Genomic DNA, 23,840 nt, shown 5'->3' with positions numbered 1-23,840 from the left:
TCATTGATCGGGGAGTGAAAGGGCAAATAAATCGGGCCCCGGATCATTAATCCCCGAATATTTGATCGGGGAGGGATTCGTGCCGACCCTTGACAGCTTGAATCCATACATGTGATGTTTTCACCAGGTTTTTTAATGGCTGAACGTACTACCGTAACTCTGGATCGCACACCGCCCCAGGCGCCGGATATCGAGCGGGCGGTTCTTGGCTCGATGCTTATCGACCGTGAGGCTGTCGGGAAGGCAATCGAGCTTATCAACGAGGAGTGTTTCTACAAACCCATCCATCAGGTATTATACAGGGTTCTGACCGATCTCTATGACCGTAACATCCCCATCGACCAGCTCACGGTCGCCGAACATCTCCGTCAGAGGGGACAGCTCGACACTATCGGCGGGGAACCCGCGATCGCATCCCTCATGAATGAAACCGGGAGCTCGGCAAACATCGATTATCACTGCCAGATTCTCAAAGAAAAATCCCTCCTGAGAAAAATAATCACCGTCACATCATCCGTCCAGAACATGTGTTTCGATGAAAAGGCAAACGCCCTGAATGTCATGGATACACTCGAAGCGAATGTTTTCCAGCTTTTCGGGCTCCGTCACTCGAAGTCCAGCGAGCCTTTTTCCGACATCGTATTCAAGGCGCACAAGGAAATCCTTCACAAGGCCGAAGCCAAGGATTTCATCACCGGAGTGGATACGGGATTCACCCAGCTCAACAAGATCACGGGGGGATGGCAGAAATCGGATTTCATCATCCTTGCCGGAAGACCGTCGATGGGTAAAACGGCGCTGGCGCTCGATCTTGCCAAGAACGCGGCAGCCAAGAACGTGCCTGTCGGTCTGTTCAGCCTTGAAATGTCCTCCACGCAGCTTGTGATGCGATTGCTTTTCAATGAAGCACGGTTTGACGGATCGACGCTTTCGACCGAGAAAAAGAAGCCCGAAGACTGGACCCGGCTCAACGATGCCTGCTCACGTCTGCTCAACTATCCCGTTTTCATCGATGACACCCCCGGGCTTTCGAGCATGGAACTGAGCGCAAAAGCGAAACGGCTCAAAGCGGAATACAACATCGGGCTCATCATCGTGGATTATCTTCAGCTCATGGAGGGAACGAGCAAGGAATCGAGGCAGCAGGAGATTTCTTCCATATCACGGAATCTCAAGGGGCTGGCAAAGGAGCTCGAAATACCGGTTATCGCGCTGAGCCAGCTTTCGCGGGCGCTCGAACAGCGGAGCGGCGATCACAGGCCGCAGCTTGCCGACCTCAGAGAATCCGGGGCGATAGAGCAGGATGCCGACCTGGTCATGTTCATTTACCGGGCGTCTGTGTATGGTTTGTCTGCCGAGTATACCATCCTCGAAGAGCATATCCCGCAGGATCAGGTGGCCGAGGTTATTATCCGCAAGCACCGTAACGGGCCCATCGGGACTATACTCCTGCACTGGACCAAGGAACATACACGGTTCGGAGAATTTTCGTATGTCAGCACGGATGATTATTTTTAATCAGGAATAAACAGGAGCGGTATATAAAGAAAGCAGCGATATGACCGTATTGATAAGAGCATATACCCGTTTTGCCGCCTGGCTGGCCGATATTATCATAAAGCCGGTTTATGAGCTTGGTGATGTGATGATTTTTATCGGCAAGCTCATAACGACGGTACCGAGCATACCGAAAAGCCGCAGGCTCATTCTGGATTCCATGCTGGAAATCGGGGTACACTCGATCCCTATCGCTTTTGTGATTTCCGTGTTTGCCGGAGCGACCACCGCCTGGCAGTCGAATTACCAGCTTGAAGAGTATATGAGCATGCGGTATCTCGGGACCGCGGTGTCGAAATCGCTCATTCTCGAGCTCGGGCCCGTGCTGACAGGGCTTGTTGTGGCAGGCCGTGTGGGAGCATCCATAGCCGCTTCGCTTGGCGCGATGCGGGTGACCGAACAGATAGACGCCCTCTCGACCATGGCCATCGATCCGGTCAGGTATCTCGTTCTTCCCCGCGTCATTGCAGCGATGGTCATGGTACCCATGCTGACGATTTACAGTGTGTTTTTCGGCATCATCGGCGGAATGTTCGTTTCGATGAAATTTCTTGGAATTTCAAAAGGAATATTTATATTCGGACTTAAGCATTATTTTTACTATACTGATGTAATGGTATGTCTTGTTAAAGCCATGGTTTTCGGAACAGGGATAAGCATTTTAGGCTGCTATCACGGATTCAACACGACCGGAGGCGCCGAGGGAGTCGGTAAAGCGGCGATCAAGGCGTTTGTCTATTCGGCGATATTCATACTCCTGAGCGATTTCGTGATCGCGGCGATAGCGTTTTAATTATGGTTAAAATTGAACTCATAGGTTTACGGAAATACTTCGGCGGCAAACCGGTGCTCCGTGACGTGAATCTCGTTGTCCACGAAGGTGAAACCCTTGTGGTCATAGGACGGTCCGGGTGCGGAAAGAGCGTTATGCTCAAGCACATGGTCGGACTCATGAAACCCGATGCGGGGAGAGTGTTTGTGGGCGGCGAAGATATAATCGGATTAAACGAGCACCAGTTATTCAGAATCCGGAATAAAATCGGGTTTCTTTTCCAGGGCGGAGCTCTTCTCGATTCGCTTACAGTCGGCGAAAACGTAGGACTGGGACTTTCGGAACACCTTGCCTTTACTCCCTCGGAAATTCAGCGTATCGTATCTGAAAAACTCAACATGGTAGGCATGGGCGGAATTGAAAAATACATGCCCTCGGATTTGTCAGGCGGCATGAAAAAAAGAGTCGCCCTGGCGCGCGCTATTGCCATGAATCCTGAAATCGTCATGTATGATGAACCCACGACGGGGCTCGACCCGATCATGGCGGATTCCATTAATGAACTTATCATATTCCTGAAGAAAATGCTCAATATAACGTCGGTGGTGGTTACCCACGATATGTCGAGTGTCCGGAAGATAGCTGACCGTGTGGCGATGCTCCATAACGGGGAGATTGTCTTTACCGGGACACCGGAAGAACTCGATGCGACAGATAACGAGGTAGTCCGGCAGTTCGTCGAAGGACGTGTGGAAGGCCCCATCAAGCTTGCGGTCAAGCGGTATATAACTGAGTATGACGGTCAGGGATCGGATACCGATTTCAGGACAAGAAGAATCAGAGAGGATATAACCCAGTGACAAAGCAGTTTTTCCGTATAGCCCGTTACATGTATCGATATAAAATCCTCGTTTTCATAGGATTTACATGTTCTCTCGGATATGCGGCGCTCAACGCTTTCAGCGTTTATCTCGTGGGCCCGTTCATGAAGACGCTCTTTCTCATGAACAAGGAAATGCCGGTGACGGTTACCGCCCCGGATCAGACCATCCGCTCCATGACCTTTTTCGCCCGCCTCAAAACATTTTTCCAGACGATGTTCGACGGTTTTCTGGGACAGGGCACCCCCCGGGAAGTGCTGACGCGGCTCTGTATGCTCATAGTAATCTCCATTGTAATAAAAAATATATTTTCCTATCTTCAGGGTTATGTCATGGCCTATGTCGAGCAGGGAACGATCAGTAACCTCCGCGAGGATATTTATACCGCGTATCATCGTTTACCGCTCCGTTTTTTCCAGAAACGGAAAACCGGCGACATGATCAGCCGTGTCATCAATGACTGCAACACCATCAACGAGAATCTCAATAACTCATTTATAAACATAATGAAAGAGCCTATCAACATCATCATGATTCTTGTGGTGATGATTCTCATGAGCTGGCGGCTTACATTTTTTACTTTCCTCATTGCCCCTCCGAGTTTATATATTATCAGACGTATAGGGAAAAAACTCCGCCGTCGCACGGTGCGCACTCAGAGCTGCATCGCGGCGATAACATCTATTCTGGAGGAAACATTTTCCGGTATCAGGGTTGTCAAGGCTTTTTCCATGGGTAAATTTGAAGTTGAGCGTTTCAATACTGCAAACAGGGCATATTTCAAGTCGCTGATCCGTCTGGTTCAGATGAGACGGCTTTCTCCCCCGGTGACCGAGGTTCTCGGTGTCGGTATGGCGGTAGCTGTGCTCTGGATCGGCGGTATCATGGTGCTTGAATACAAAATGCTCGATCCCGGGGATTTTCTTGCGTTTCTTACCCTCCTGTTCATCCTCATGCAGAGCGCGAAACGGATGAGCGAGGTCACCGTGAAGATTCAGGTCGGTGTCGCCGCAACCGATCGTGTTTTTGAAATTATCGATTATCCCCGCGATATCCTCGATCCGCCCGATCCGCGTTTCCTTGACAAATTAAGTGAAAAAATCGTTTTTGATAATGTATGGTATGAATACGATCCCGGAGTGCCCGTTCTGAAAGGTATCGACCTGGTTATCAGGAAAGGCGAAACCATCGCCATTGTTGGGCCTTCGGGCGGCGGTAAATCGACCATGCTCGACCTTATTCCCCGGTTTTTCGATCCGATCCGGGGTTCGGTCATGATTGACGGACATGATATCAGGGAATACCGTGTAGAGGACCTGCGCCATCTCTTCGGCATTGTAACGCAGGAGACGATTCTGTTCCATGACACCATACGATCGAATATTGCCTACGGGCGTCCCGATATTCCGCTTGAGGATATTATCGATGCGGCAAAAACCGCCAATGCCCATGATTTTATCATGGAGTTCGAGAAGGGGTACGATACCATAATCGGCGACAGGGGAACCAAGCTCTCGGGCGGCCAGAAGCAGCGGCTCGTCATCGCCCGTGCCATACTCAAGAATCCGCCGGTGCTCCTGTTCGACGAGGCAACGTCAGCGCTCGATTCAGGCGCTGAAGCCGAAGTGCAGGCAGCGATTGAAAAACTCATGCGGGGCAGAACCTCGCTTGTCATAGCGCACCGTCTTTCGACCATTCAGTCGGCGACGAGGATAGTCGTTCTGGACCGGGGACGGATAGTCGAAACGGGTACGCATCAGGAACTCTATGGGAAAAAGGGTGTATACCGGCGCTTGTATGATCTTCAATATGCAAACGCGGTACATTCGTACTGAAGTAATCACATTAACGGGTAATGTGCCCAGGAAGGCATGGAAAGGAGGTATATGGCCGAAATAACATAATGCGAGATTTCTGTTGTTGCACGCATCACACGGGGAAACTCATTGCATACGTTTTCCCGATAATTCACAGAGGAGTAGATATGGTAGGTGGTACAGTAAAATGGTTCAATGAAGTTAAAGGATATGGCTTCATTACGATGGATGACGGGAAAGAGGTTTTTGTCCATTACTCCGGAATAAAGGGTGATGGATTCCGTACGCTCGGCGAAGGCGATGCCGTGGAATTCGAAGTCACCGAAGGTCCAAAAGGACTTCAGGCGGTAAACGTACAGCGGGCGAAAAAACCATGAAAACGTAACGGACGGTTATCCCGTTATATATCACTGTATTAAATGCGGAGTATGAAATGGCACTAGGTAAAGTAAAGTGGTTTAACGAAGTGAAAGGTTTTGGATTTATCATCGTGGACGATGGGAAGGAAGTGTTCGTCCATTACACCGGAATTAAAGGTGAGGGATTCAAAACTCTTAACGAGGGTGACAGTGTGGAATTTGAACTCACCGAGACACCCAAGGGACTTCAGGCGGTGAATGTGCAGCGGGTAAGTCAATGAAGATGATGGGATTCATTGGGGAGATTCATCGGATTTAATGTGGGGTAAGAAATGGCACTAGGTAAAGTAAAATGGTTCAACGAAGTTAAGGGTTTTGGGTTCATTACAATGGATGATGGGAAAGACGCATTCGTTCATTACACTGGAATTACGGGAGATGGATTCAAGACACTCAATGAAGGCGACGACGTGGAATTTGAAGTAACAGACGGTCCAAAAGGACTTCAGGCTGTCAATGTGCATCGAATGAAGTGACGGCCGGACAAGAGGTCTCCTTGCGGAGGCCTCTTTTTTTATGCGCAACGGAAAGGATTTCGGGCACGACCGTGACGAGGCTGTGCCCTTTTTATATGGATAAATTTAAAGGGCGGAAAGTATGATGTGTGTTAAACATGACGAATTACTTCACTGTGTTTATTTACGAAACAGATGCCGAAACAAGTTTGTCATGACCGTCATCCTGAACTCGGTTCAGTTTCTGACCCGGATTATCAGTATAAATATTGACCACGAAAAAACTAAGGCACAAAGGGACATAATAGACTATTAATACTATTGTTAGTGACAATTTAATACTGACATCAAAAAGATATTTCAGGCACAAATCCGCGAAAATCCGTGTTCCATTAAAGTTTATGAATGGATCGGGCAAATAGCCTGTTACAGGTAAAATTTTATATCGCCATGTATTGAAAACTCTTTCATACAGTGTTTAAACTGACCATATTGATAAAGAATCATAACACGCTGTACTACTTGTATGTATATTTTGTATTACGGGTTTTCCGCAGACGTGTTTTTTCGGAAAGCAGAAAACTTCAGACCGTATAGGAGGGCTGTGAAAAAGTATATTTTGCACGAACCCCATGACGAAATGTGTTGTTTTGTTATTGTCAAGGGCATGTAAATCGGCACTTTGTGCCGACCCTTGACAACTTATATCCAAGTAAATTGTGTTTATCACAACGCTTATAGAGCTTTATTATATTTGACATTCAAACATGATCCGGTGGAAAAGGAGAGGGAACGCATGCACAGGCAAAACCAGAAACACCAGACGAGCCGCCGTGCTGTGCTGAAGAGCGCGCTGGCCGCGGGGACCTTATTCGGAGCTGCTTCGACCGCAGGGGCCGAGACCATCAGTTTCAAACGTACGGGACCGAACGATCTGATCAGGATCGGCGCTCTTTCATGCGGAGACGGGACCCATACGAAAGGGCTCTGGGCGCCGCTCATCAACGGGGTGGATAAAACGAGGACGACCGGCATGGTGATTACCCACTGCTGGGATGTGATAGAAGCATCGAAAGAGGCGTTCGCAAAAAAGTTCAACTGTACGCCGGTGAAGAATTTTGACGATATGGTCGGCAAGGTGGACGGTATTCTCAACGGGGACTATTATGCCATAATGTGCAATCATAAGCTCAACCAGCCCTACCTCGAAGCAGGAATGCCGACATTCGTGAACCGTCCCTTCGCCAACAGCATGCGCATCGCCCGCGAGACACTGGCTCAGGCCAGAAAAGGCGACGCCCCGCTCATGTGTACCTCCTCGTTTGAATTCACCCGGGATGTGCAGGTCGTGAAAACCCAGGTTAAGGACTGGAAAATCATGGGATATACCGCCGATAACTCGATGAGTGACTATTCGACGCATGGCGTGCACGGGCTCTGGATGTGTCTCAAGGTTGTCGATGACCCGGTGGTGAGCGCCGCATATATCACTCCCGACTGGAAAAAACCCAACGGGCTCGTTGTCGTCGAACACAAGGCAAAAGAGGACGGGAGCATTTATTACGGCGCCTTGCAGGAGATACCGGGAGGGCTGACGAATGCCCATATCAAAGTTTATACCGAGGGGGCAAAATTCTTCGAACAATGGCTCTGGTGGGAAAGAGGACCCCATGACCGCGACTTTGCGATGTGGACTCCCATGCTGCTCTATTTCCAGCTCATGGTGGAAAAAGGCAAAGCGGAAATGCCCGAACCGTACGAAGATATCGAGCGCAAAACGGCCACATACCTCGCCGCTTTCAAATCGCATCTCGAAGAAGGCGGCAAACCGGTCAGGCTGGCCGATCTCGATGATGAATGGAACGGCGCTCTCATGGGAGGAGAGGAAATAATCGCGGCGTACAGGAAATATTTCGGCCTGGGGAAATGAATTTCGAAGGATACTTCGGCGACGGAAGCACATAGAATCGCGGGATGTGCAGTCACACCTGAGAGCGGTCGATACGGACCGGATATAAAAAATCCGCCACCATTGAATTTCTGTGTGACGGGTAAAAAAATTGCAGGGTCCTTTGAAAAAACGCTTTCTGCAAAGCATTTTAAGGGAACTTTATAGTCACTTACAAGCTTTTTGCTCTCGCTATCCGCATAAGCGGAGTCACGGCGAAAGCGCAGCCCCAAGGGACAGCCCTCATCGGTGTAAACATAAAAGGTTTTTTTTATAGGTGGACCCTGCACTCCAAATATGATTGAAGTACGGGCATAAATCAAGCAAATAATTTTTAATGTCAGATGTATTTTTCTTATTTTTATATTGCTTTTACCCGCAGAAGGATTTATGCTTAGTATATATTAATAAAAGTCTAAGACTGATTTGCGAACAGGTGTGCACCTGTGCGGGGGGAGTATTGTGGAGCGTTTGGTAAACTGTTGTAATTCAAGGGCTTTGCTGGATTATGTAAAAAGGCACTGTCCCGAGCTTCTCGATACCATTTTTGACGATCTCGATCCCTATTTCGAGACGGTCGGAAATGTTGAGGAATATCTCCGTGACGAGCATAACTGGATATCGCAGCAGGTCATGACGAAGCTCTTCGAACGAATCCGTCTCCATGTGGGCGAACCCGAGGTTGCCCGTGAGATTGGCCATGAATCCATAATCTACAGAAGCTTCGGGTATATTGAAAATATCTTTATCAAGGTAATCGGCCACCCGTACCTCTCTATCCGTCGCGCCGCTGCAATCAATGAGAAGTTCAACAAAACGAAAGAGGTTATTGTGGTCGAGTCCGACTGGGCTCATGCGATTGTGCGCCTCAAGTGGTTCGAAAACATAGGCTCGACGAAAGATATCTGCCTTTACAATCTCGGGATATATGAATCTATTCCGACAATATGGGGACTTCCCCTCGGTAAATTGACAGAATACAAATGCCAGTTCAGCGGTGATGAGTATTGCGAATTCAGGCTGGAATGGGACAAGAAATCAATTCTCGCGCTCGTATTCGGGCTTTTTACGGAACGCCGTCAGATTCTGAAAGATTCACTCGCGGAACTCGAGCGGGAAAAAAAGCTGCTCGAACGCAAGTACCTTGAGGTCGCTCATCTCAACATTGAGCTCAACAGGCGTATCAACCGTCTGACCTCGCTCAATGCATCGTCCAAGGCCACGGCATCCATTCTCGATACGGATAATCTTCTCGAGGTTGTGATGTCCCTCATCCAGACCGTCATGCATTTTGACCGCTCCATCATCATGCTCGTGGACGAGAAAAATGATACGCTTGTTCCGGTCAAGATATCCGGCGGCTACAGTGACAATGTCAGGAAACTCAGCGGCTATTCCATACCGCTCAAACGAACCCAGAACATTCTTGCCCGGGTAGTCGATACCGGAACAGCACAGATCATCCCCGATGTCGATTCGTCGTTTCTGCGAAAAGAAAATCTCATTCTCAAGGAATTCCATCCCCGGTCATTCGTTGCGGTCCCGCTTATAACGCATAACAAGGTCATCGGTGTAATGGCCGCGGAGCGGAACGAGGGATTGAAGGATTTCACATCGGATGATCTCGAGTATGTCATGAATTTCTGTAACCAGATTGCGATTTCCCTCGATAATGCCCGTCTTATGGAAGACATGAAACAGTCGTTCGTTTCGTCCATACTCTCGCTCGCTTCCGCTCTCGAAGCAAAGGACCCCTACACCCGCGGCCATTCGAACAGGGTTGCCTTTTACACGACCCTTATAGCCCGAAAAATGGAGATGGAAGAAGAGCACATCGAAAAAATCCGTCTCATGGCGCTCATGCATGATATCGGTAAAATCGGCATACCCGATTCTATAATTCACAAACGGGGCAAACTCACCAATAATGAGTTCAATTATATAAGGCGCCATCCCATGGTCGGGCTCCGTATCATTGAACCCCTGCTTGCCTACAATCCCCTTATCGGACTGATGAAAAGTCATCATGAGCGTTATGACGGCCTGGGATATCCGGACGGACTTTCCGGCAAGAACATCCCGCTCGAAGCCCGTATTATGGCTGTTGCCGATTCCTTTGACGCGATGACAACGAACCGTCCCTACCGAGCCGCCCTGACCCGTGAGGAGGCGCTCGATGAATTGCAAAAGAACAGGGGATTTCAGTTCTGTCCGAAAATCGTTGATGTATTTACGGAAATTGTATCATCCATGCCTGTGGAACATCTTGATTTTATTATAAATGGCCTTAATGAACCGGACGCCTTCGAGTATGTGTACAATAACGGAAGCATTTTACCGAAATTATAACAGCATGTTTTAAGAGGGCTGTGAAAAAGTATCTTTTTCGCACGTCCGGTCAAGAAATATATTGTTTGTTCGCTGTCAAGGCCATGTAAATCAGCACTCCGTGCTGACCCTTGACAGATTTTATCCACAATTACGGGGTTTTTCACAAGGCTTTTTAGTACGTATATCAATAAATCCATGTCCTGTGGATTTACGCTCATTTCTCAATTACATACGGTCAACGGGTTGAATGAATAGTCCGGAAGGTTCGGAGGGGGTGCCGCGCTTTCTTTATTATTGACCAACTGTTGAGTTGGGCAATTTTTGCCGCTTTGTACTTTTTCTGAACCGGAAAAAATGTATAGTTCATCTTTCCCCATCGGGTGTCTGCTTTCAAGATGGAAATGTATCCTCTTTGTTTTATAAATAGTTGCAAAAATTTTTAACAGTTTTCTCCGATGGCACTTTCTTTGCTCTACCAGTGAATGAACAGGGGAGCAAGTGTTCATGGAGAAGCAAACACTCTTTTCCGGCCATAATATGCGTAAGAATATTCGGATTCCCATCCGGGAATGACAATACTTGCACAATAAAACAGTGATTATGAGCTCATTGAATAACAAGAAAAAGGATGTTTTTTTTGTAAAGTCGCGTGAAATATAGCCGATTATATATAGTTATCAGCAGTTATTTCAAAGTATAGTCATTGCAATAAGATTCAGACGATCTACAGTCCTGAAACGGATTCAGGGTGACAGGGGCAATACAATCAGGCCGTCATATGGAATCGTATTAATCACTATAAGCTATTCAATAAAAAGGGGGTGCATTCGATGAATATCTCCCGGTTTTTCCAGGCGAAACCGAATGTCATGCTTTTCCGGCATGCACCGTTGTGGTTTTGCATAAGGTATTTGCGTTTGCTGGGTACCGTGTACTATATTGTGAACCGTCGTGAACGTCATCTGATCGAGCGAAACATCATGACGGTTTTTGGCGGCAGCACAAAAGCGCCCAGGATCATTAAAAAGACGTTTGAGGGAATTTTTTCACATTATGCCGAAAAACTCATCATGGCCCACAGAGGTTATGATCACGTGAAGAAAGAACTCCGTCAGGCCATGGAGTACTCGGGTCTCGAATATCTCGACAAGTCGCTGGAAAAGGGAGGAGCGATCCTGATAACGGCTCATCTCGGAGGTGTCGAATTTCTTCCCCTGGCTCTTGCGCTCCGTAATTATCCTGTTACCATGGTAGTCAATTTTCAGACACAGCTTCTCAAGGAAAGCCTGATGCAGCGCGCAGCAGAGGTGAATGTGGAGCTTATCGACGGTAAAAGCGGCAACATCATGGCTCAGGCCATGGAAGCTCTTCACCGCGGGAGAATACTGCTCACCGAGTGTGACGAGATAGATGCATGGAAGCCCAAGGGCAACAGGTTTATCCAGGCTTTCGGCGGCCAGATTCTTCTCGACCGTTCCCTCGAGATCATGTGCCGGCGCAGCGGTTCCACCCCGCTTGGCTCGTTCATGATCCGGACCGCCAAAGGATACCGTCTCTCCATAGTACCGTTCAGCGATATGGAGGAGGTTGTCCGCGAGGGACTGTCCGAGGCGATTCTGAAGAAGTTTGAACAGGTTGTCATGACGTTTCCGGATCAGTGGTATCAATGGAAAAAATTTCACAAGATGCGCCCGGAGATTGCATGACAAGTTCAAACGGTGTTTTAAAAATCAGTTCGGCCAGTATCGGAGCATATAATCTTGATTTCTGCATGGACATAACCCACAGCCTGGCTTCACGGTCGTCGTCGGTCAATATTTTTACAACGCTCGAAACGGACAATGGGCTCAGGGGGTATGGAGAGTGTGTTCCCCGCTCCTATGTTACCGGGGAGACGCCCGAGAGTGTGATGGAATCCCTCAGGCGTATTGTGCCGGAAATAACCGGGGATACCTTTGCCGATCCCGGAGATGTCGTTGTAAAACTCGAGCGGCTCGGCATGTCCCTGCGTGACGCCGGGAATCCGGCGGCGCTCTGTGCTGTCGAGCTTGCCGTGCTCGATCTGGCGGGTAAATACTGGAATACAAGTGTTTCGGATATCCTTGGATTTGCCGAATCGGACGAACCGCTCTTTTACAGTCTTGTCATTCCTTATCTCAAGGGGAAAACGCTCGAAAAATTCATCAGCCATGCCGCTCCCTACAACTTCGGGCATGTGAAAGTGAAGGTGGATGACAACGATCCCGCGGGTCATGTATCCCGCATACGGTCATTGACCGGTGACAAGACGGAAATCCGGGTGGATGCCAACTGTTCATGGAACAGGAAGAACGCGCCCGTTTTCATGAGCGAACTGGCGGACCTGGGCGTGGTATCGGTCGAGCAGCCTCTTCCCCCGGACGATATCGAGGGAATGGCGGCAATCAGGGGAAAGGGTCTGCCGCTCGTCACGCTCGACGAAACGGTGAAAAATCCAGGCGATGTCGAACGTGTGGCCGCCGCGGGGGCGTGTGATGTGGTCAATGTGCGCATCTCCAAGTGCGGTGGAATACTCGGCGCTCTCCGTGTGACCGCGGCGGCGCGGAAGCATGGAATCGGTTTTCAGCTCGGCGCGCATGTCGGGGAGAGCTGCGTGCTTTCTGCTGCCGGAGCGCATCTTGCCCATGGAGTATCCGATTTCCGCTGGCTCGAGGGCTGTTTCGGAACGCACCTGCTGAGGAAGGATCTCTGCGATGAGGAATTCCGTTTCGGTTATGCAGGCCGTGTCGATCTGCCGAAAGGACCCGGGCTCGGAGTCGTCGTTTCGGAATCCCGGATGAATGCGGCGCGGAAGTATGAAGAAAAAGTCACTTCTGCCTGATCGCACTGTAACGGAGCGGTTTCGGGCAGAGATTTCCGTTTCGAGAGGAAGGTCTTTTGAAAATCAGCGGTTTTTCCTTCGTCCGCAATGCGATCAAACTCTATTATCCCGTGGTTGAGGCAATCAGGTCCGCCCTTCCGCTCGTCGATGAATTTGTCATAGCGTGCGGAGATTCGGATGACTCGACTACCGACGCTATCCGTGCCATCGATGATCCCAAAATAAAGATCATCGAGACTGTCTGGGACAAAAACTATTTCGTCAAAGGAGCAGTCAACGCGGTGCAGTCCAATATTGCGCTCGATGCCTGTACCGGGGACTGGTGCATGTATCTCCAGGCGGACGAGGTTGTTCATGAACGATACCTCCCGGTGCTCCGTGAAAAGATGAAGCGTTATCTCGATACACCCGCCGTGGAGGGACTGCTGTTCGATTATGTGCATTTTTACGGTTCTTACGATCTTTACCAGGCCGGGCACAACTGGTACTCCCATGAGGTCAGGATCGTCCGCAACGGAATCGGTGTGAGATCATGGCAGAGCGCTCAGGGATTCCGTATCGACGGACGAAAGCTCAGGGTCGTTCCCGCGGGCGCGGAAATCTACCATTACGGCTGGGTACGGCCCCCGGTGAGCATGATGAAAAAGCAGATAGCGCTCGCATCGGTGCACCATGACAGAGCGTGGGTCGATGACCGGTATCCGGACGAGGCAGCCGAATTCGATTTCGGGTCGCTCAAGACCTGCCGCCCTTTCAAAGGCACACATCCGAAAGTCATGGAATCGCGAATCAATGAAATGAAGTGGACTGTCAGACCCGGCAGGCCGAACAAGAAAGACCACAAGCACGACCGTCTCTGGGTACGCGCGCTCACATTCATCGAAAACTCCATTCTGCACCATAAAATCGGCGAATACAAAAATTACGTGCTTATCGACAATCTCCTGAAACGCAACGGATAATACAGTAATACAGGCCCGTGAACGAGTCAGGATTGCAGACCTGTTCAACTACTGCATCCGGAGCAGGACGCGCTGTTATTTTTTTCTCTCGGGGGCAAGACTGATGGCGTTGATGAATGACGTGTAGTCATGGGACTGCAGGGCGGCAGTCCGTGCATTGGGGTCGGAGAAGATGCGGGCGATATCGGCAAGAATCTGGAGCTGCATGCCCTGATCGCGCGCCGGGGTGAGCAGCATGAAGATAAGTTTTGCAGGTGCGCCGTCTATTGCATCGAAATCGATCCCCTCGTCAGAATGTACGGCCATGACAAACGGTGTGGTGATTTCGGTAAGCCGTGCATGGGGAACGGCGATATTCCCACCGAGGGCGGTTCCCATGATTTCCTCCCGGTCCCAGACCGATTTGTAGATACGGATGGCTTCGATCCCTGTTTCCGCCGAGGCGAGGCGGGCAAGTTCCATGATGACATCACGGCGTGTCGTGCTTTCCACCGATTTGAGATATCCGGCGGGTTTCAGGAGATTTATCAGTTTGAGCGGTTTCTTCTCGCGGATCATCCATTCCATTACCGGGCCGGAGAGCATGGTTGTCCCGAGAGCCATGACAACGAGCGCCACAAAGAGGTGTTCGTGTATGACCCCGTATTCGAGCGCGAGCAATCCGAGGATGATTTCCATTGCGCCTCGTGAGTTCATTCCGAACCCGACCGCAAATGATTCCCTGAAAGTCAGGCCGCCCCACCGGGCTCCGAGCGTGCAGCCGAAAATCTTTCCCGCGCAGGCGAGTAGGAACACGATGAGGATGAGCGGAACGTTGAAGTTGGTGGCGAAATTTACTCTCAAGCCGATAAAGGCGAAAAACAGCGGAGCAAAAATATTCATGGCAAACTGGTAGATGACATCCTTGGTCCGTTCGGTGAGGTGGTGTGAATCACCGACAGCTATGCCCACGATGAACGCGCCGAACACCGCGTGAATACCGAGCCACTGCGTCGCTGCAGCCCCGATCATGGTAAAGGCGAAAACAAACCCGAGTATGCCGCCGGGCCAGACAGTCTTACGTTCGAGCCAGGGGAGTATCCGGTGAAAAGCCCACCGGACGAATGTGAGGGTGATGACGGTGAACAGGACGGTGAATACTATTGTTTCCTGGGGGCTGTGTCCGTAAACCGCGCCGGTTCCCATGATACTGAGCACAATGCTGAAAATAATCCATCCGATGAGGTCGTTGAAAGCCGCCGCTGTCAGAACGAGCATACCCATGTCGCTTTTCAGAAGATTCATATCCATGAGTGTTTTGGCGATGACGGGCAGCGCCGATATGGACAGCGCAGTGCCCAGGAACAGCGAAAAGGTCAGTTTTTCTGAGGACTGGTCGAATCCCAGGAAATGAGGCCATGCCAAAGCAGCTCCAAATCCGAGAGCGAACGGTAACAATATCCCGAGAGAACTGACCATCAGGGCGGCGCGTCCCTGTTTCCAGACGGAGGAGAGGTTGATCTCGATTCCCGCAACGAGGAGCAGGAGCACCACCGCAACCGTGGTGAGCCCTTCAAGCGCTGTAAGTGTGTGCTCGCGCATGGGAAAGAGGAGATTCTGCAGTTCGGGCGCAAACGTTCCGAGAATTGTCGGTCCGAGAATGATGCCGGCGAGAATTTCCCCCACCACCATGGGCTGACGATACCGTCTGGCCACCTCGCCGAGAAACCTCGAAAGACCGAGCAGAATTCCGAGATCGAGCAGTACGATAGTTATGTCCTGTGTTCCAAGCATTATTCAATAATCTCTTGTTTGATAAAAAAGAATCCCACGCAGTTTGCTCCGGGAGTAGTCATTTAATCATATAATAAAACCCAAAGGGATGTACAATATGTGTTATAACACGATAAGGGACGTTTTTGTTGTAAGTATTAACGTTTTCGTTTACCCAATAAAACAATATCTCTGAGATCTTCGATATTTTTTGCGGCACGCCATCGTTTATGAAAATGAGGATCCTGTATTATCTGGGCAATTGCCGATAATGCCCGAAGATGGAAATTCCGTTCATCACGGGTTCCGGCCAGAATAAAAACGGTATCGACCCTGTGAGCAGTTTCAGAGAATGTAATACCCGGTATGCATCGGGCAAGGAGAATATCGAATGTATTCTCGCCATCGATAATGATATGGGGTATTGCAATTCCTGAAGCAATAACCGTGCTGCTTTCTTTCTCACGGTCGAAAAGTAATTGTAAATAATTACACAACTCCATGTTTATCCTCTTACACATTTTTTCGGCGACAAGGGAAAAAAATTCATGAAGATTCATGGATTTGTCCAAATCGACAATAATGCAGTTTTCAATGATTTTGTCAAATCGGTCCTCGATAATATTGTCCCGTTCCCTGATAATCTCCTTCAATTCCGATTCAAGGGAGTGGGTGGTGATTTCCTTTGAGGTGATTCTCCGGATGAGATGGAGCAGTGCATATTCACGGGTCGCTCTTATTTTCCCGTAAAACCAATATGAGAAAAGGCCTGCACAAATAAGGATCGTACTTGCAATCAACGCCTCTATGCCCATCTCGTATATCAGGATACAAAAACCGGCAATACCGATAATCTGGACCCAGGGGTATAATGGACATTTAAATTGGGGTTGGTAATTCTGAACATGACTTTCTCTCATGATGATGACCGACAGACAGGAAAAGATGTATGTCAGAATCAGGGCTGTTGATGCAACTTCGACAAGAATTTTGAGTTTCAGGAAAAGAGCTATCGTAATGAAAAGACCGGTTATTAAAATTGCATAGTGAGGGGTTTTGAATTTTTCATTTATTACCGCGATTTGTTTGGGGATTAATTCATCGCGCGCCAGAGCAAGGGGATACCGGGAAGCGGCCATGATTCCCGCATTTGCCGTCGAAATAAAGGCGAGTATTGCCGCGATTCCGAGGAGAATCATGCCTTTTTTACCCAGAAAAACAAACGCACCGTCGGATATAGGAGTGAGAGAATGATCGAGCTCACCTGATCCAAGCACCCCCGAAGTCACGAAAACTGTTAATGTATACAGAATGATTACCGTTGCGAGAGATAACAACATGCCAAGAGGTAATGTCCGGGAAGGATTTTTTACTTCTTCAGCAATACTGGTTATTTTCAGGAGTCCACCGTATGAAACGAAAACCAGCCCTGTGGTTGATAAAATCTTATAAAATCCATGAGGTGCGAATGGAGCAAGGTAGTGAATATTGACATTCGGGAAGCCGAAGGCGATATAAATCACCAAAAGCACCAGCAAACCGGCAACAAGTACAATTTGCAGTTTTCCTGCTTCTTTTATTCCAATAATATTGGTGATAATAAAAATGCCACACAGCACCAATGATATTACATAAATATTCGTACTGATAATGAGTTCCATAAAAGCGGCCATACCTACGAGGGCAAAGGCGCTCTTGAGAGAAAGGGAAAACCATGTCATTAAACCGTTGACTGTACCCACCACCGGACCCATGCTGCGCATGACGAAAAAGTATGATCCTCCCGCTTTAGGCATTGCTGATACCAATTCGGCTTCGCTTAACATTCCCATTAAAGCTAGAACTCCAGCAAGGAAATAGGAAAAAATAACGGCAGGTCCGGCTTGAGCATGAGCGAGTCCGGGAAGAATAAAGAGACCCGAACTGATCATTGCACCCGTTGCGATACAATAAACATCGAGCAGTGTCAGCTCTCTTTTCAATTTCATGGGAATAAAATCCTTATGGGCCGATATTGAAATAAATTATACTATATATTGATATTGATGATGTTGTGAAATAATGAAGACTTACTTTGAATTTCCGTAAATTTCAAGGTTAAAAGAAAGATATTGTTAAATAATCTCTTTTTCAAACTATATTTTTACTGCAAATAAAAAAAAGGGTTCATATCCGGACTCATTATTGAATTTATATGACAGCTAATGGATCAGGATACTTTATAAAACTTGATTTATAAAATATGATTATATATTTTAAAAAAATATTGTAAAAGCACAAGTTTCACATGTACGTCGATATGTTCATACTGGTGAAAACACAGATGCTGCTCCGGCGAACACATAGTGATGCCGATAGTCTGGACAGATGCCGTAACAAGTACGGCATGACCTCTTCGATATCACTGTTCGTTCACCGGAGCACTAATTCATAGACATGAGGATTCATGGATGAGTAATGCTTTACAGATGCTTGTGGAACGGGGAGTCATTGAACAGATTTCCGATGCGCCTGCACTCGAGAAAAGCCTGAACACGGAAATGTTGACTCTGTATGCGGGATTCGATCCGACCGGAGACAGCCTTCATCTGGGTCATCTCTTCCCGCTTCTGTGTCTCGCGCGGTTTCAACGTCTGGGTCACCGGCCCATCGGTCTTGTCGGAGGGGCGACTGCAATGATCGGGGACCCATCGGGCAAGGACGAGGAACGTCAGCTTCTGAGTGAGGAAGTCATCGCGGCCAATGTCGCATCTTTACGGAAGCAGGTTGAACGGTTTCTCGACTTCGACGGGAAAAACAGCGCTGTCATGGTAAACAATGCCGACTGGACAAAAGAGATTTCCTATCTCAACTGGCTCAGGGATGTGGGAAAGTATTTCTCGGTCAACTATATGCTCGGCAAGGAATCGGTCAGGCGCCGTATCGAAGACCGGAGCCACGGAATCTCGTACACCGAGTTTTCATACATGCTGCTTCAGGCGAATGATTTCCTCGAGCTTTATGACCGGTATGGATGTACGCTCCAGGTCGGCGGCAACGACCAGTGGGGGAACATCACCGCGGGAATCGATCTGATTCATAAACGCCGTCAGACGCAGGCATATGGCATAACCTTTCCGCTGCTGACCTCCTCGACCGGTGAAAAATTCGGGAAAAGCGCGGGAAACGCTGTCTGGCTCGATCCGGATAAAACGAGCCCCTACAGCCTGTACCAGTACTGGATACGCACCGATGACCGTGATGCGATACGGTTTCTCAAATACTTTACCTTTTTACCGGTCGGGGACATCGAAGAACTCCGCCGCACGGTCGAAGAAAAACCTGAGGCTCGGGAAGCCCAGCGGGTACTTGCCGAGATATCGACCCGGATGATCCACGGTGAAGAGGGGCTGGCGAAGGCTCAGAGAGCATCGGAAGTTCTGTTCGGCGGCGAAATTTCTGATTTTACAGACCGCGAGCTCGCCGATATATTTGCCGATGTGCCATCCTCGACTGTCGAGCGCGGCAGGCTCGAACAGGGGATCGGTGTGCTGGCGCTGTTCACTGAGGCCGGAATCACCAAATCCAACAGCCAGGCGCTCCAGATGCTCAAACAGGGGGGTATATATGTCAATAACACCCGTATCGATGATCAGCGCCTCGTTGTTACGCCGCAGTATCTTGCGAGCGATTCGATGATTGTCCTGCGGTCGGGAAAGAAGCGCTATCATCTGGTCAAAGTGACCCGACAGGACTGAAGCGGGTGTACACATACATTTCGGTGGCAAAACTCGCATGTATGAATTACTCCGTGAAAACCCGTGGTCTATCGATCACATGAGAGGAATGGGTAAATTTTTTTTCCCGCAAAAACGGTTGAATTTGCCATTTTGCCAAGATATGAGTATATTTTGATTGTATGACAAACTGATGGTGTGGGTATGATAGAAGAACAGTGCTTGTTACCGCATAATCGCTCGAATCTCAGCCAGGAAAAAATCAGGATTATCAATTCCGTTCTCAATAAAATTCCCCAGTTGTCACTGTCTGTGCGGAAGATTATTGAGATGGCTTCCGACAAGGATGTGGACTCGAAGGAGCTCGTCGAGGTTGCATCCTCGGACCCGGTGCTGGCTTCGAAAATACTGATGATGGTCAATTCCTCGTATTACGGGCTTAACCATAAGATTGACAATCTTCGTCTTGCCATCGTACTGCTCGGATTTAACGAGGTGCGGAATCTCGCCCTCCAGTTCGGGTTCATGCAAGCATTGAGCGGTCTGGATGTTGACAGGATGTACGATCCCAAAACGCTCTGGGTTCACTCATATCTTGTGTCCATATGCGCCGAATCATTTTCGCGCGAGGATGATCCCAAACGGGCGGGCGTTCTCATGACTCTGGGCATTCTTCATGATATTGGGAAATTCGCCCTTCATGCAATCGGAATCATGATGGAAAAGAAAGGTATCAAAATCGAGTCAAAAAAGGTTTTCCCTCCCGATGTCTCGTTACTTGTCATAGAAGAAAACCTGTTTGGAGTCAACCACAGCGTTATAGGTGCCATGCTTGCGGAACGATGGAATCTGTCGGAACGGACCTGCGCGGTGATCGAGCATCACCACTCACCGTTATTTTTAGATATCAGCGAGATACAGGATGAATATATCGAAGACATCACAATTACATGCATGTCGGATATCATTGTGAACAGTCTGGCGAATGACGGGAAAAAGTTCAGCGAACTTCACCCCGCCTTTTATGAGAGACTCGGTTTAATCCCTCCCCTTGAAAAACTCATTACCGATGAGCTCAGATTAAAAATCTCGACAGCCGAAGAATATGCCCGCAATCTCGAGTGAGAACAGAAAATAGGTCACGAGCCCGAACCTGTTTCAACAGGATGAAAATCCATGTTTATACTATTCGGGTGATGGTTGATAATCCATGGAGACCGGTGCGTCTTTATGGTCACCCAAACCGGGAACAGATGGCGGTTCCGGCGGTAAATCAATGAAATACCGTTCGGAACGGAAGCCCCGGCAGGCTTTGTATGATGCCGTTCTATGTCATTGTTTATCCCGAAGAACACCCATCCGGCTTTTCAGGCGGAATTGCAGCCCGTAAGTTCCCGCTCCCGGATATTTTTCTTTATGTATCTGGAAAATTAACAAAAAATGGTTTGATTTTTATTGATTACCATATTTTCTTATCATACATTGTGTAATATCAAGCATTCCACTACAAAATCAATACTTAATAATAACATATAAAAAAGGATTCAGGCGGTCTTATGGACAATACTCAATCAGACATGGCGCAGAATACTGAGAACCAATGGGTTATGACCCGAAAGGAAGATGTCAATCCCAAGCTTCTGAACATCGTAAGCGCAGTGCTTGATATTTTCCCGGAGCTGCCCGATTCGGTTCAGAAGATCATGACGATGGTGTATGATCCCAAAACCAGTTCCCGTGAAATCGCCGAAATTGCCGCCGCAGATCCTGTGCTGGTGAGCAACATACTCAGGAAACTCAATTCGGCCTATTATCAGATCGACCGTAAGATCGAGGACATCAATTTTGCAATCATTGTCATGGGATTCAATGAGATCAGGGATCTTGCCATACAGACGGGTCTTGTAAAAAAGCTCGGCGGTGAAATGATTGGCGGAGAATACGATGCCCGCGAGCTGAGCGCCCATATTTATATGGTATCGATCTGTGTTGAGGAACTGAGCGGCAAAAACAGCAAGGATACGGGAATACTGATGTCTCTGGGCATGCTCCACGACATAGGGAAGTTCGCTCTTCATATGATCAAAACACATGAAATGAGACTGGGAATCGAGATGAAAGGTTCGAGTGATCAGAAGTCGTATGCCACGCTTCTCCAGCATGAAGAAAGTGTCTATGGCGTCAATCATGCCATTGTGGGCGGTATACTGGCTGAGAAATGGAATCTGTCCGACCGGTTTCAGAAGGTGATTGAATATCACCATTATCCTTCATTTTACCCGCTCGACTCCGTCCCGTCACAATACCGTGAGGATGTGGCTTTGATCAGTATCGCGGATTATATGGCGAACAGCCTCATTTTCAGCCATACCCTGATTCCCCAGCCTCACCCCTCATATTTTAAAATTCTGGGATTTGACACGAATGTTGAAAACCTTGTAACGCCGGCCCTCCATAAAAAGTTCGCGCGCGTTAAAGAATTTATTTCGAACATTGTGTTGGTCGATTGATGCTGTCCGTATTTTCTTCATTTCTTCTTTCTTATTCTGTTGGGTAAAAGACGCTTTATATAAACATACATTTTGAAATCACAACCATTCACCCCCAAGAAATATTAAGGAAAACAATATGTTTGGATTCGGGTTAGGTGTCAAAATTGCACTCTATATGCTGGCGGCTATCCCTCTCTATTTTATCGGTGGTAAAATGATACATTACACGCTCAATAAATGGGCAGTCATGTTGAAACAGCAGGACGTGGAGATACCATTTGTTCCGTGTGGTATCATCGCGATATTTTTCACATGGTTTTTTATTCCTTTGTTTCTCGTCACATGGTTATTGGCAGCAGTGCTGAGAGAAAAATAACAGAGGGGCAGAGGTATGAGTTTTAATTTATTTATAAAATATGTAATCTTTATCCTTTCTTCTATTCTTTACCTTATCATCAGCAAGGCCATGGTGGATCAATTAATTATTTTTTGGAGCAGCAAGTCTATTTAGATTATTGGTATTGATACTGAAACCGATTATGCCGTTTGAAATTTGAACATTTTCAGTAACCTTAGTGTGTTACCCAATTTTTCCGAATGTTCTCCTTCATAAAGTCTTTTTCACCCTCTCCGTTTTGCCCGCATTAATTATTGTGAAATACTTCATTGTTTTTTTATTAAATAATCTGTAACCGCTTTTGTATCAACGAGCTCCTGTATATCCATATCTCCGAGACAATCCAATTCATATGCCAAGGTGTTTTCTATGAGTCAATTGTGACAGAATGTGACAGAAATAAAATTTATACGGCTCAGTCAAACACAAATCGATTCCCGATCAAGTTGGGGGCTAAAAATAATCATTAAGAATAAATCCATCAACAAGGAATGAATCTGAGATTTCCTTTTTCTTGTCCCATGATCATCGATCCTTTTTAATTTACGGCTCTATGTAACACTTCGTGTTCCCCATAGATGAGGGCATAGAAAGAAGCGGTACGCCATGCTTTCCCTTCCCCGAAAGGAGGGAAGTCGGCCCGAAGAACCGGAAGAGGGGCTATTTGAAAAACGTGGGTATATTCTTATATAAATATAAGTTATAAATGACAATATCCTTTTCGAGTTATAATAGTGATTAAGGATGGAGGGAGTATTTTCGCATTATTTAGCTTGACACTTACTCATAAAATTTTTATATTTGAAAATCTATAATGTAAATAATAATCATATCATTCCCCGGAGGACAAAGGGATGTATGCAGTTGTTAATATAAAGGGATTCCAGTACAAACTGGAAAAAGGGGAAACGATCCGTGTTCCCAGATTTGACCTTGAAGTCGGGAAAAAGGTGAAGCTCTCCGAGGTTCTTCTTATTGCTGACGGCGAAAAGATCACTATCGGTAAACCATTTGTCGAGGGTGCGGTTGTCGAAGCAACGATCACCGACCAGGGTAAGTACGATAAGGTTATCGTATTCAAGAAAATGCGGCGTAAGGATTATTCGGTAAAACGGGGACATCGCCAGGATTTTTCCGAATTATCGGTTGACAAGATAAAAATCAGTGCTTCAAAACGAGCTGCGAAAGCTGCCGAGGATACACCCGAAACTCCTAAAACCGACAATGCTCCTCCTGTTGCCGAAGCGCAGGAAGATAAATCATAAAAATCGCTGTATCCGGCTCAAACGATATCCGATATGGCAGCCTGTCATACGAACAACAGGACAGCGCATCAAAAATGTAAGGCGGATATCGGATAAAACAGTGAAGATGTGGTGAAACATTATCGCCGCGGAATGAAAGCAGAACCACAGCGATTCGCAGCGGCTTATCAAGGATTATGAAAATAAATATAAAAAGCATTCCGATGATCACCATGT

General features: G+C 47.8%; 19 protein-coding genes and 1 pseudogene. 17 read left to right on the top strand and 3 right to left on the bottom strand.

Translation table 11 applies throughout. The features are described from left to right. The first annotated feature begins 135 nt into the window (after window positions 1-135). From dnaB to LLG96_02820, 12 genes are all read left to right on the top strand, one after another. Window positions 136-1,518 carry a replicative DNA helicase gene (dnaB, locus tag LLG96_02875; protein MCE5249142.1) on the top strand — a complete coding sequence of 461 codons (1,383 nt, stop codon included), beginning with the start codon at window positions 136-138 and terminating at the stop codon, window positions 1,516-1,518. 40 nt (window positions 1,519-1,558) lie between these two features. Beyond that, a complete protein-coding gene (locus LLG96_02870; protein MCE5249141.1) occupies window positions 1,559-2,350 on the top strand; it encodes an ABC transporter permease in 792 nt (263 codons plus the stop codon). Between the two features lie 2 nt (window positions 2,351-2,352). Beyond that, window positions 2,353-3,189, top strand: coding sequence for an ABC transporter ATP-binding protein (locus tag LLG96_02865; GenBank protein ID MCE5249140.1), 837 nt, complete (start codon window positions 2,353-2,355; stop codon window positions 3,187-3,189). Beyond that, window positions 3,186-5,045 carry an ABC transporter ATP-binding protein/permease gene (locus LLG96_02860; GenBank protein ID MCE5249139.1) on the top strand — a complete coding sequence of 620 codons (1,860 nt, stop codon included), beginning with the start codon at window positions 3,186-3,188 and terminating at the stop codon, window positions 5,043-5,045. The genes LLG96_02865 and LLG96_02860 overlap by 4 nt, the downstream gene beginning before the upstream one ends. 149 nt (window positions 5,046-5,194) lie before the next feature. Continuing rightward, window positions 5,195-5,404 (top strand): cold shock domain-containing protein, encoded by a 210-nt coding sequence (locus LLG96_02855; GenBank protein MCE5249138.1) that lies wholly within the window; start codon window positions 5,195-5,197, stop codon window positions 5,402-5,404. A gap of 56 nt (window positions 5,405-5,460) precedes the next feature. Next, complete coding sequence (locus LLG96_02850) at window positions 5,461-5,667, top strand: cold-shock protein (protein ID MCE5249137.1); 207 nt, start codon at window positions 5,461-5,463, stop codon at window positions 5,665-5,667. Window positions 5,668-5,718: 51 nt separating this feature from the next. Beyond that, window positions 5,719-5,922 (top strand): cold-shock protein, encoded by a 204-nt coding sequence (locus LLG96_02845; protein MCE5249136.1) that lies wholly within the window; start codon window positions 5,719-5,721, stop codon window positions 5,920-5,922. A 775-nt stretch (window positions 5,923-6,697) separates the two neighbouring features. Beyond that, window positions 6,698-7,831, top strand: a complete 1,134-nt coding sequence (locus LLG96_02840) for a hypothetical protein (protein MCE5249135.1) — start codon at window positions 6,698-6,700, stop codon at window positions 7,829-7,831. Between the two features lie 480 nt (window positions 7,832-8,311). After that, complete coding sequence (locus LLG96_02835; GenBank protein MCE5249134.1) at window positions 8,312-10,198, top strand: HD domain-containing protein; 1,887 nt, start codon at window positions 8,312-8,314, stop codon at window positions 10,196-10,198. 812 nt (window positions 10,199-11,010) lie between these two features. Continuing rightward, window positions 11,011-11,886 carry a hypothetical protein gene (locus LLG96_02830; GenBank protein ID MCE5249133.1) on the top strand — a complete coding sequence of 292 codons (876 nt, stop codon included), beginning with the start codon at window positions 11,011-11,013 and terminating at the stop codon, window positions 11,884-11,886. Then, complete coding sequence (locus LLG96_02825) at window positions 11,883-13,040, top strand: hypothetical protein (protein MCE5249132.1); 1,158 nt, start codon at window positions 11,883-11,885, stop codon at window positions 13,038-13,040. Before LLG96_02830 ends, LLG96_02825 begins: the two co-directional genes overlap by 4 nt. A gap of 56 nt (window positions 13,041-13,096) precedes the next feature. Next, window positions 13,097-14,002, top strand: a complete 906-nt coding sequence (locus LLG96_02820) for a glycosyltransferase family 2 protein (GenBank protein MCE5249131.1) — start codon at window positions 13,097-13,099, stop codon at window positions 14,000-14,002. A gap of 75 nt (window positions 14,003-14,077) precedes the next feature. Here LLG96_02820 and LLG96_02815 read toward each other — a convergent pair whose 3' ends face one another. The 3 genes and pseudogenes from LLG96_02815 to LLG96_02805 all read right to left on the bottom strand — a co-directional run bounded on the left by LLG96_02815 (window position 14,078) and on the right by LLG96_02805 (window position 17,742). Next, window positions 14,078-14,560: a PTS sugar transporter subunit IIA gene (locus tag LLG96_02815; protein MCE5249130.1), complete on the bottom strand. Its 483-nt coding sequence runs from the start codon at window positions 14,558-14,560 to the stop codon at window positions 14,078-14,080. After that, a pseudogene (locus LLG96_02810) lies at window positions 14,552-15,775 on the bottom strand (cation:proton antiporter). The gene LLG96_02815 and the pseudogene LLG96_02810 overlap by 9 nt, the downstream one beginning before the upstream one ends. Window positions 15,776-15,912: 137 nt before the next feature. Further along, a complete protein-coding gene (locus LLG96_02805; GenBank protein MCE5249129.1) occupies window positions 15,913-17,742 on the bottom strand; it encodes an amino acid permease in 1,830 nt (609 codons plus the stop codon). A gap of 462 nt (window positions 17,743-18,204) precedes the next feature. Here LLG96_02805 and tyrS point away from each other — a divergent pair, with 462 nt between their 5' ends. From tyrS to rplU, 5 genes are all read left to right on the top strand, one after another. Further along, window positions 18,205-19,491, top strand: a complete 1,287-nt coding sequence (gene tyrS, locus LLG96_02800; protein MCE5249128.1) for a tyrosine--tRNA ligase — start codon at window positions 18,205-18,207, stop codon at window positions 19,489-19,491. A 201-nt stretch (window positions 19,492-19,692) separates the two neighbouring features. Next, the gene (locus LLG96_02795; protein ID MCE5249127.1) at window positions 19,693-20,595 is read left to right on the top strand and encodes an HDOD domain-containing protein; all 903 of its coding nucleotides are present in this window, start codon (window positions 19,693-19,695) and stop codon (window positions 20,593-20,595) included. 482 nt (window positions 20,596-21,077) lie between these two features. Then, entirely contained in the window at window positions 21,078-21,980 is a 903-nt protein-coding gene (locus LLG96_02790) for an HDOD domain-containing protein (GenBank protein ID MCE5249126.1), read from the top strand. Between the two features lie 118 nt (window positions 21,981-22,098). After that, window positions 22,099-22,338 (top strand): hypothetical protein, encoded by a 240-nt coding sequence (locus LLG96_02785; GenBank protein ID MCE5249125.1) that lies wholly within the window; start codon window positions 22,099-22,101, stop codon window positions 22,336-22,338. 875 nt (window positions 22,339-23,213) lie between these two features. Beyond that, complete coding sequence (gene rplU / locus LLG96_02780; protein ID MCE5249124.1) at window positions 23,214-23,624, top strand: 50S ribosomal protein L21; 411 nt, start codon at window positions 23,214-23,216, stop codon at window positions 23,622-23,624. Window positions 23,625-23,840: the final 216 nt, after the last annotated feature.

It is taken from the genome of bacterium (assembly GCA_021372535.1).
Classification (GTDB): Bacteria; Latescibacterota; Latescibacteria; order Latescibacterales; family Latescibacteraceae; genus JAFGMP01.
This window is presented reverse-complemented; position numbering and strand designations above follow the sequence as displayed.

What these genes read in the sequence shown, in the direction of transcription:
- LLG96_02805 (MCE5249129.1), bottom strand. Translation starts at nt 17,742, where the DNA reads ATGAAATTGAAAAGAGAGCTGACACTGCTCGATGTTTATTGTATCGCA.
- LLG96_02855 (MCE5249138.1), top strand. Translation starts at nt 5,195, where the DNA reads ATGGTAGGTGGTACAGTAAAATGGTTCAATGAAGTTAAAGGATATGGC.
- LLG96_02785 (MCE5249125.1), top strand. Translation starts at nt 22,099, where the DNA reads ATGTTTGGATTCGGGTTAGGTGTCAAAATTGCACTCTATATGCTGGCG.
- LLG96_02850 (MCE5249137.1), top strand. Translation starts at nt 5,461, where the DNA reads ATGGCACTAGGTAAAGTAAAGTGGTTTAACGAAGTGAAAGGTTTTGGA.
- tyrS (MCE5249128.1), top strand. Translation starts at nt 18,205, where the DNA reads ATGAGTAATGCTTTACAGATGCTTGTGGAACGGGGAGTCATTGAACAG.
- LLG96_02825 (MCE5249132.1), top strand. Translation starts at nt 11,883, where the DNA reads ATGACAAGTTCAAACGGTGTTTTAAAAATCAGTTCGGCCAGTATCGGA.
- LLG96_02845 (MCE5249136.1), top strand. Translation starts at nt 5,719, where the DNA reads ATGGCACTAGGTAAAGTAAAATGGTTCAACGAAGTTAAGGGTTTTGGG.
- LLG96_02865 (MCE5249140.1), top strand. Translation starts at nt 2,353, where the DNA reads ATGGTTAAAATTGAACTCATAGGTTTACGGAAATACTTCGGCGGCAAA.
- LLG96_02815 (MCE5249130.1), bottom strand. Translation starts at nt 14,560, where the DNA reads ATGATCCGCGAGAAGAAACCGCTCAAACTGATAAATCTCCTGAAACCC.
- LLG96_02870 (MCE5249141.1), top strand. Translation starts at nt 1,559, where the DNA reads ATGACCGTATTGATAAGAGCATATACCCGTTTTGCCGCCTGGCTGGCC.
- LLG96_02840 (MCE5249135.1), top strand. Translation starts at nt 6,698, where the DNA reads ATGCACAGGCAAAACCAGAAACACCAGACGAGCCGCCGTGCTGTGCTG.
- LLG96_02830 (MCE5249133.1), top strand. Translation starts at nt 11,011, where the DNA reads ATGAATATCTCCCGGTTTTTCCAGGCGAAACCGAATGTCATGCTTTTC.
- dnaB (MCE5249142.1), top strand. Translation starts at nt 136, where the DNA reads ATGGCTGAACGTACTACCGTAACTCTGGATCGCACACCGCCCCAGGCG.
- rplU (MCE5249124.1), top strand. Translation starts at nt 23,214, where the DNA reads ATGTATGCAGTTGTTAATATAAAGGGATTCCAGTACAAACTGGAAAAA.
- LLG96_02790 (MCE5249126.1), top strand. Translation starts at nt 21,078, where the DNA reads ATGACCCGAAAGGAAGATGTCAATCCCAAGCTTCTGAACATCGTAAGC.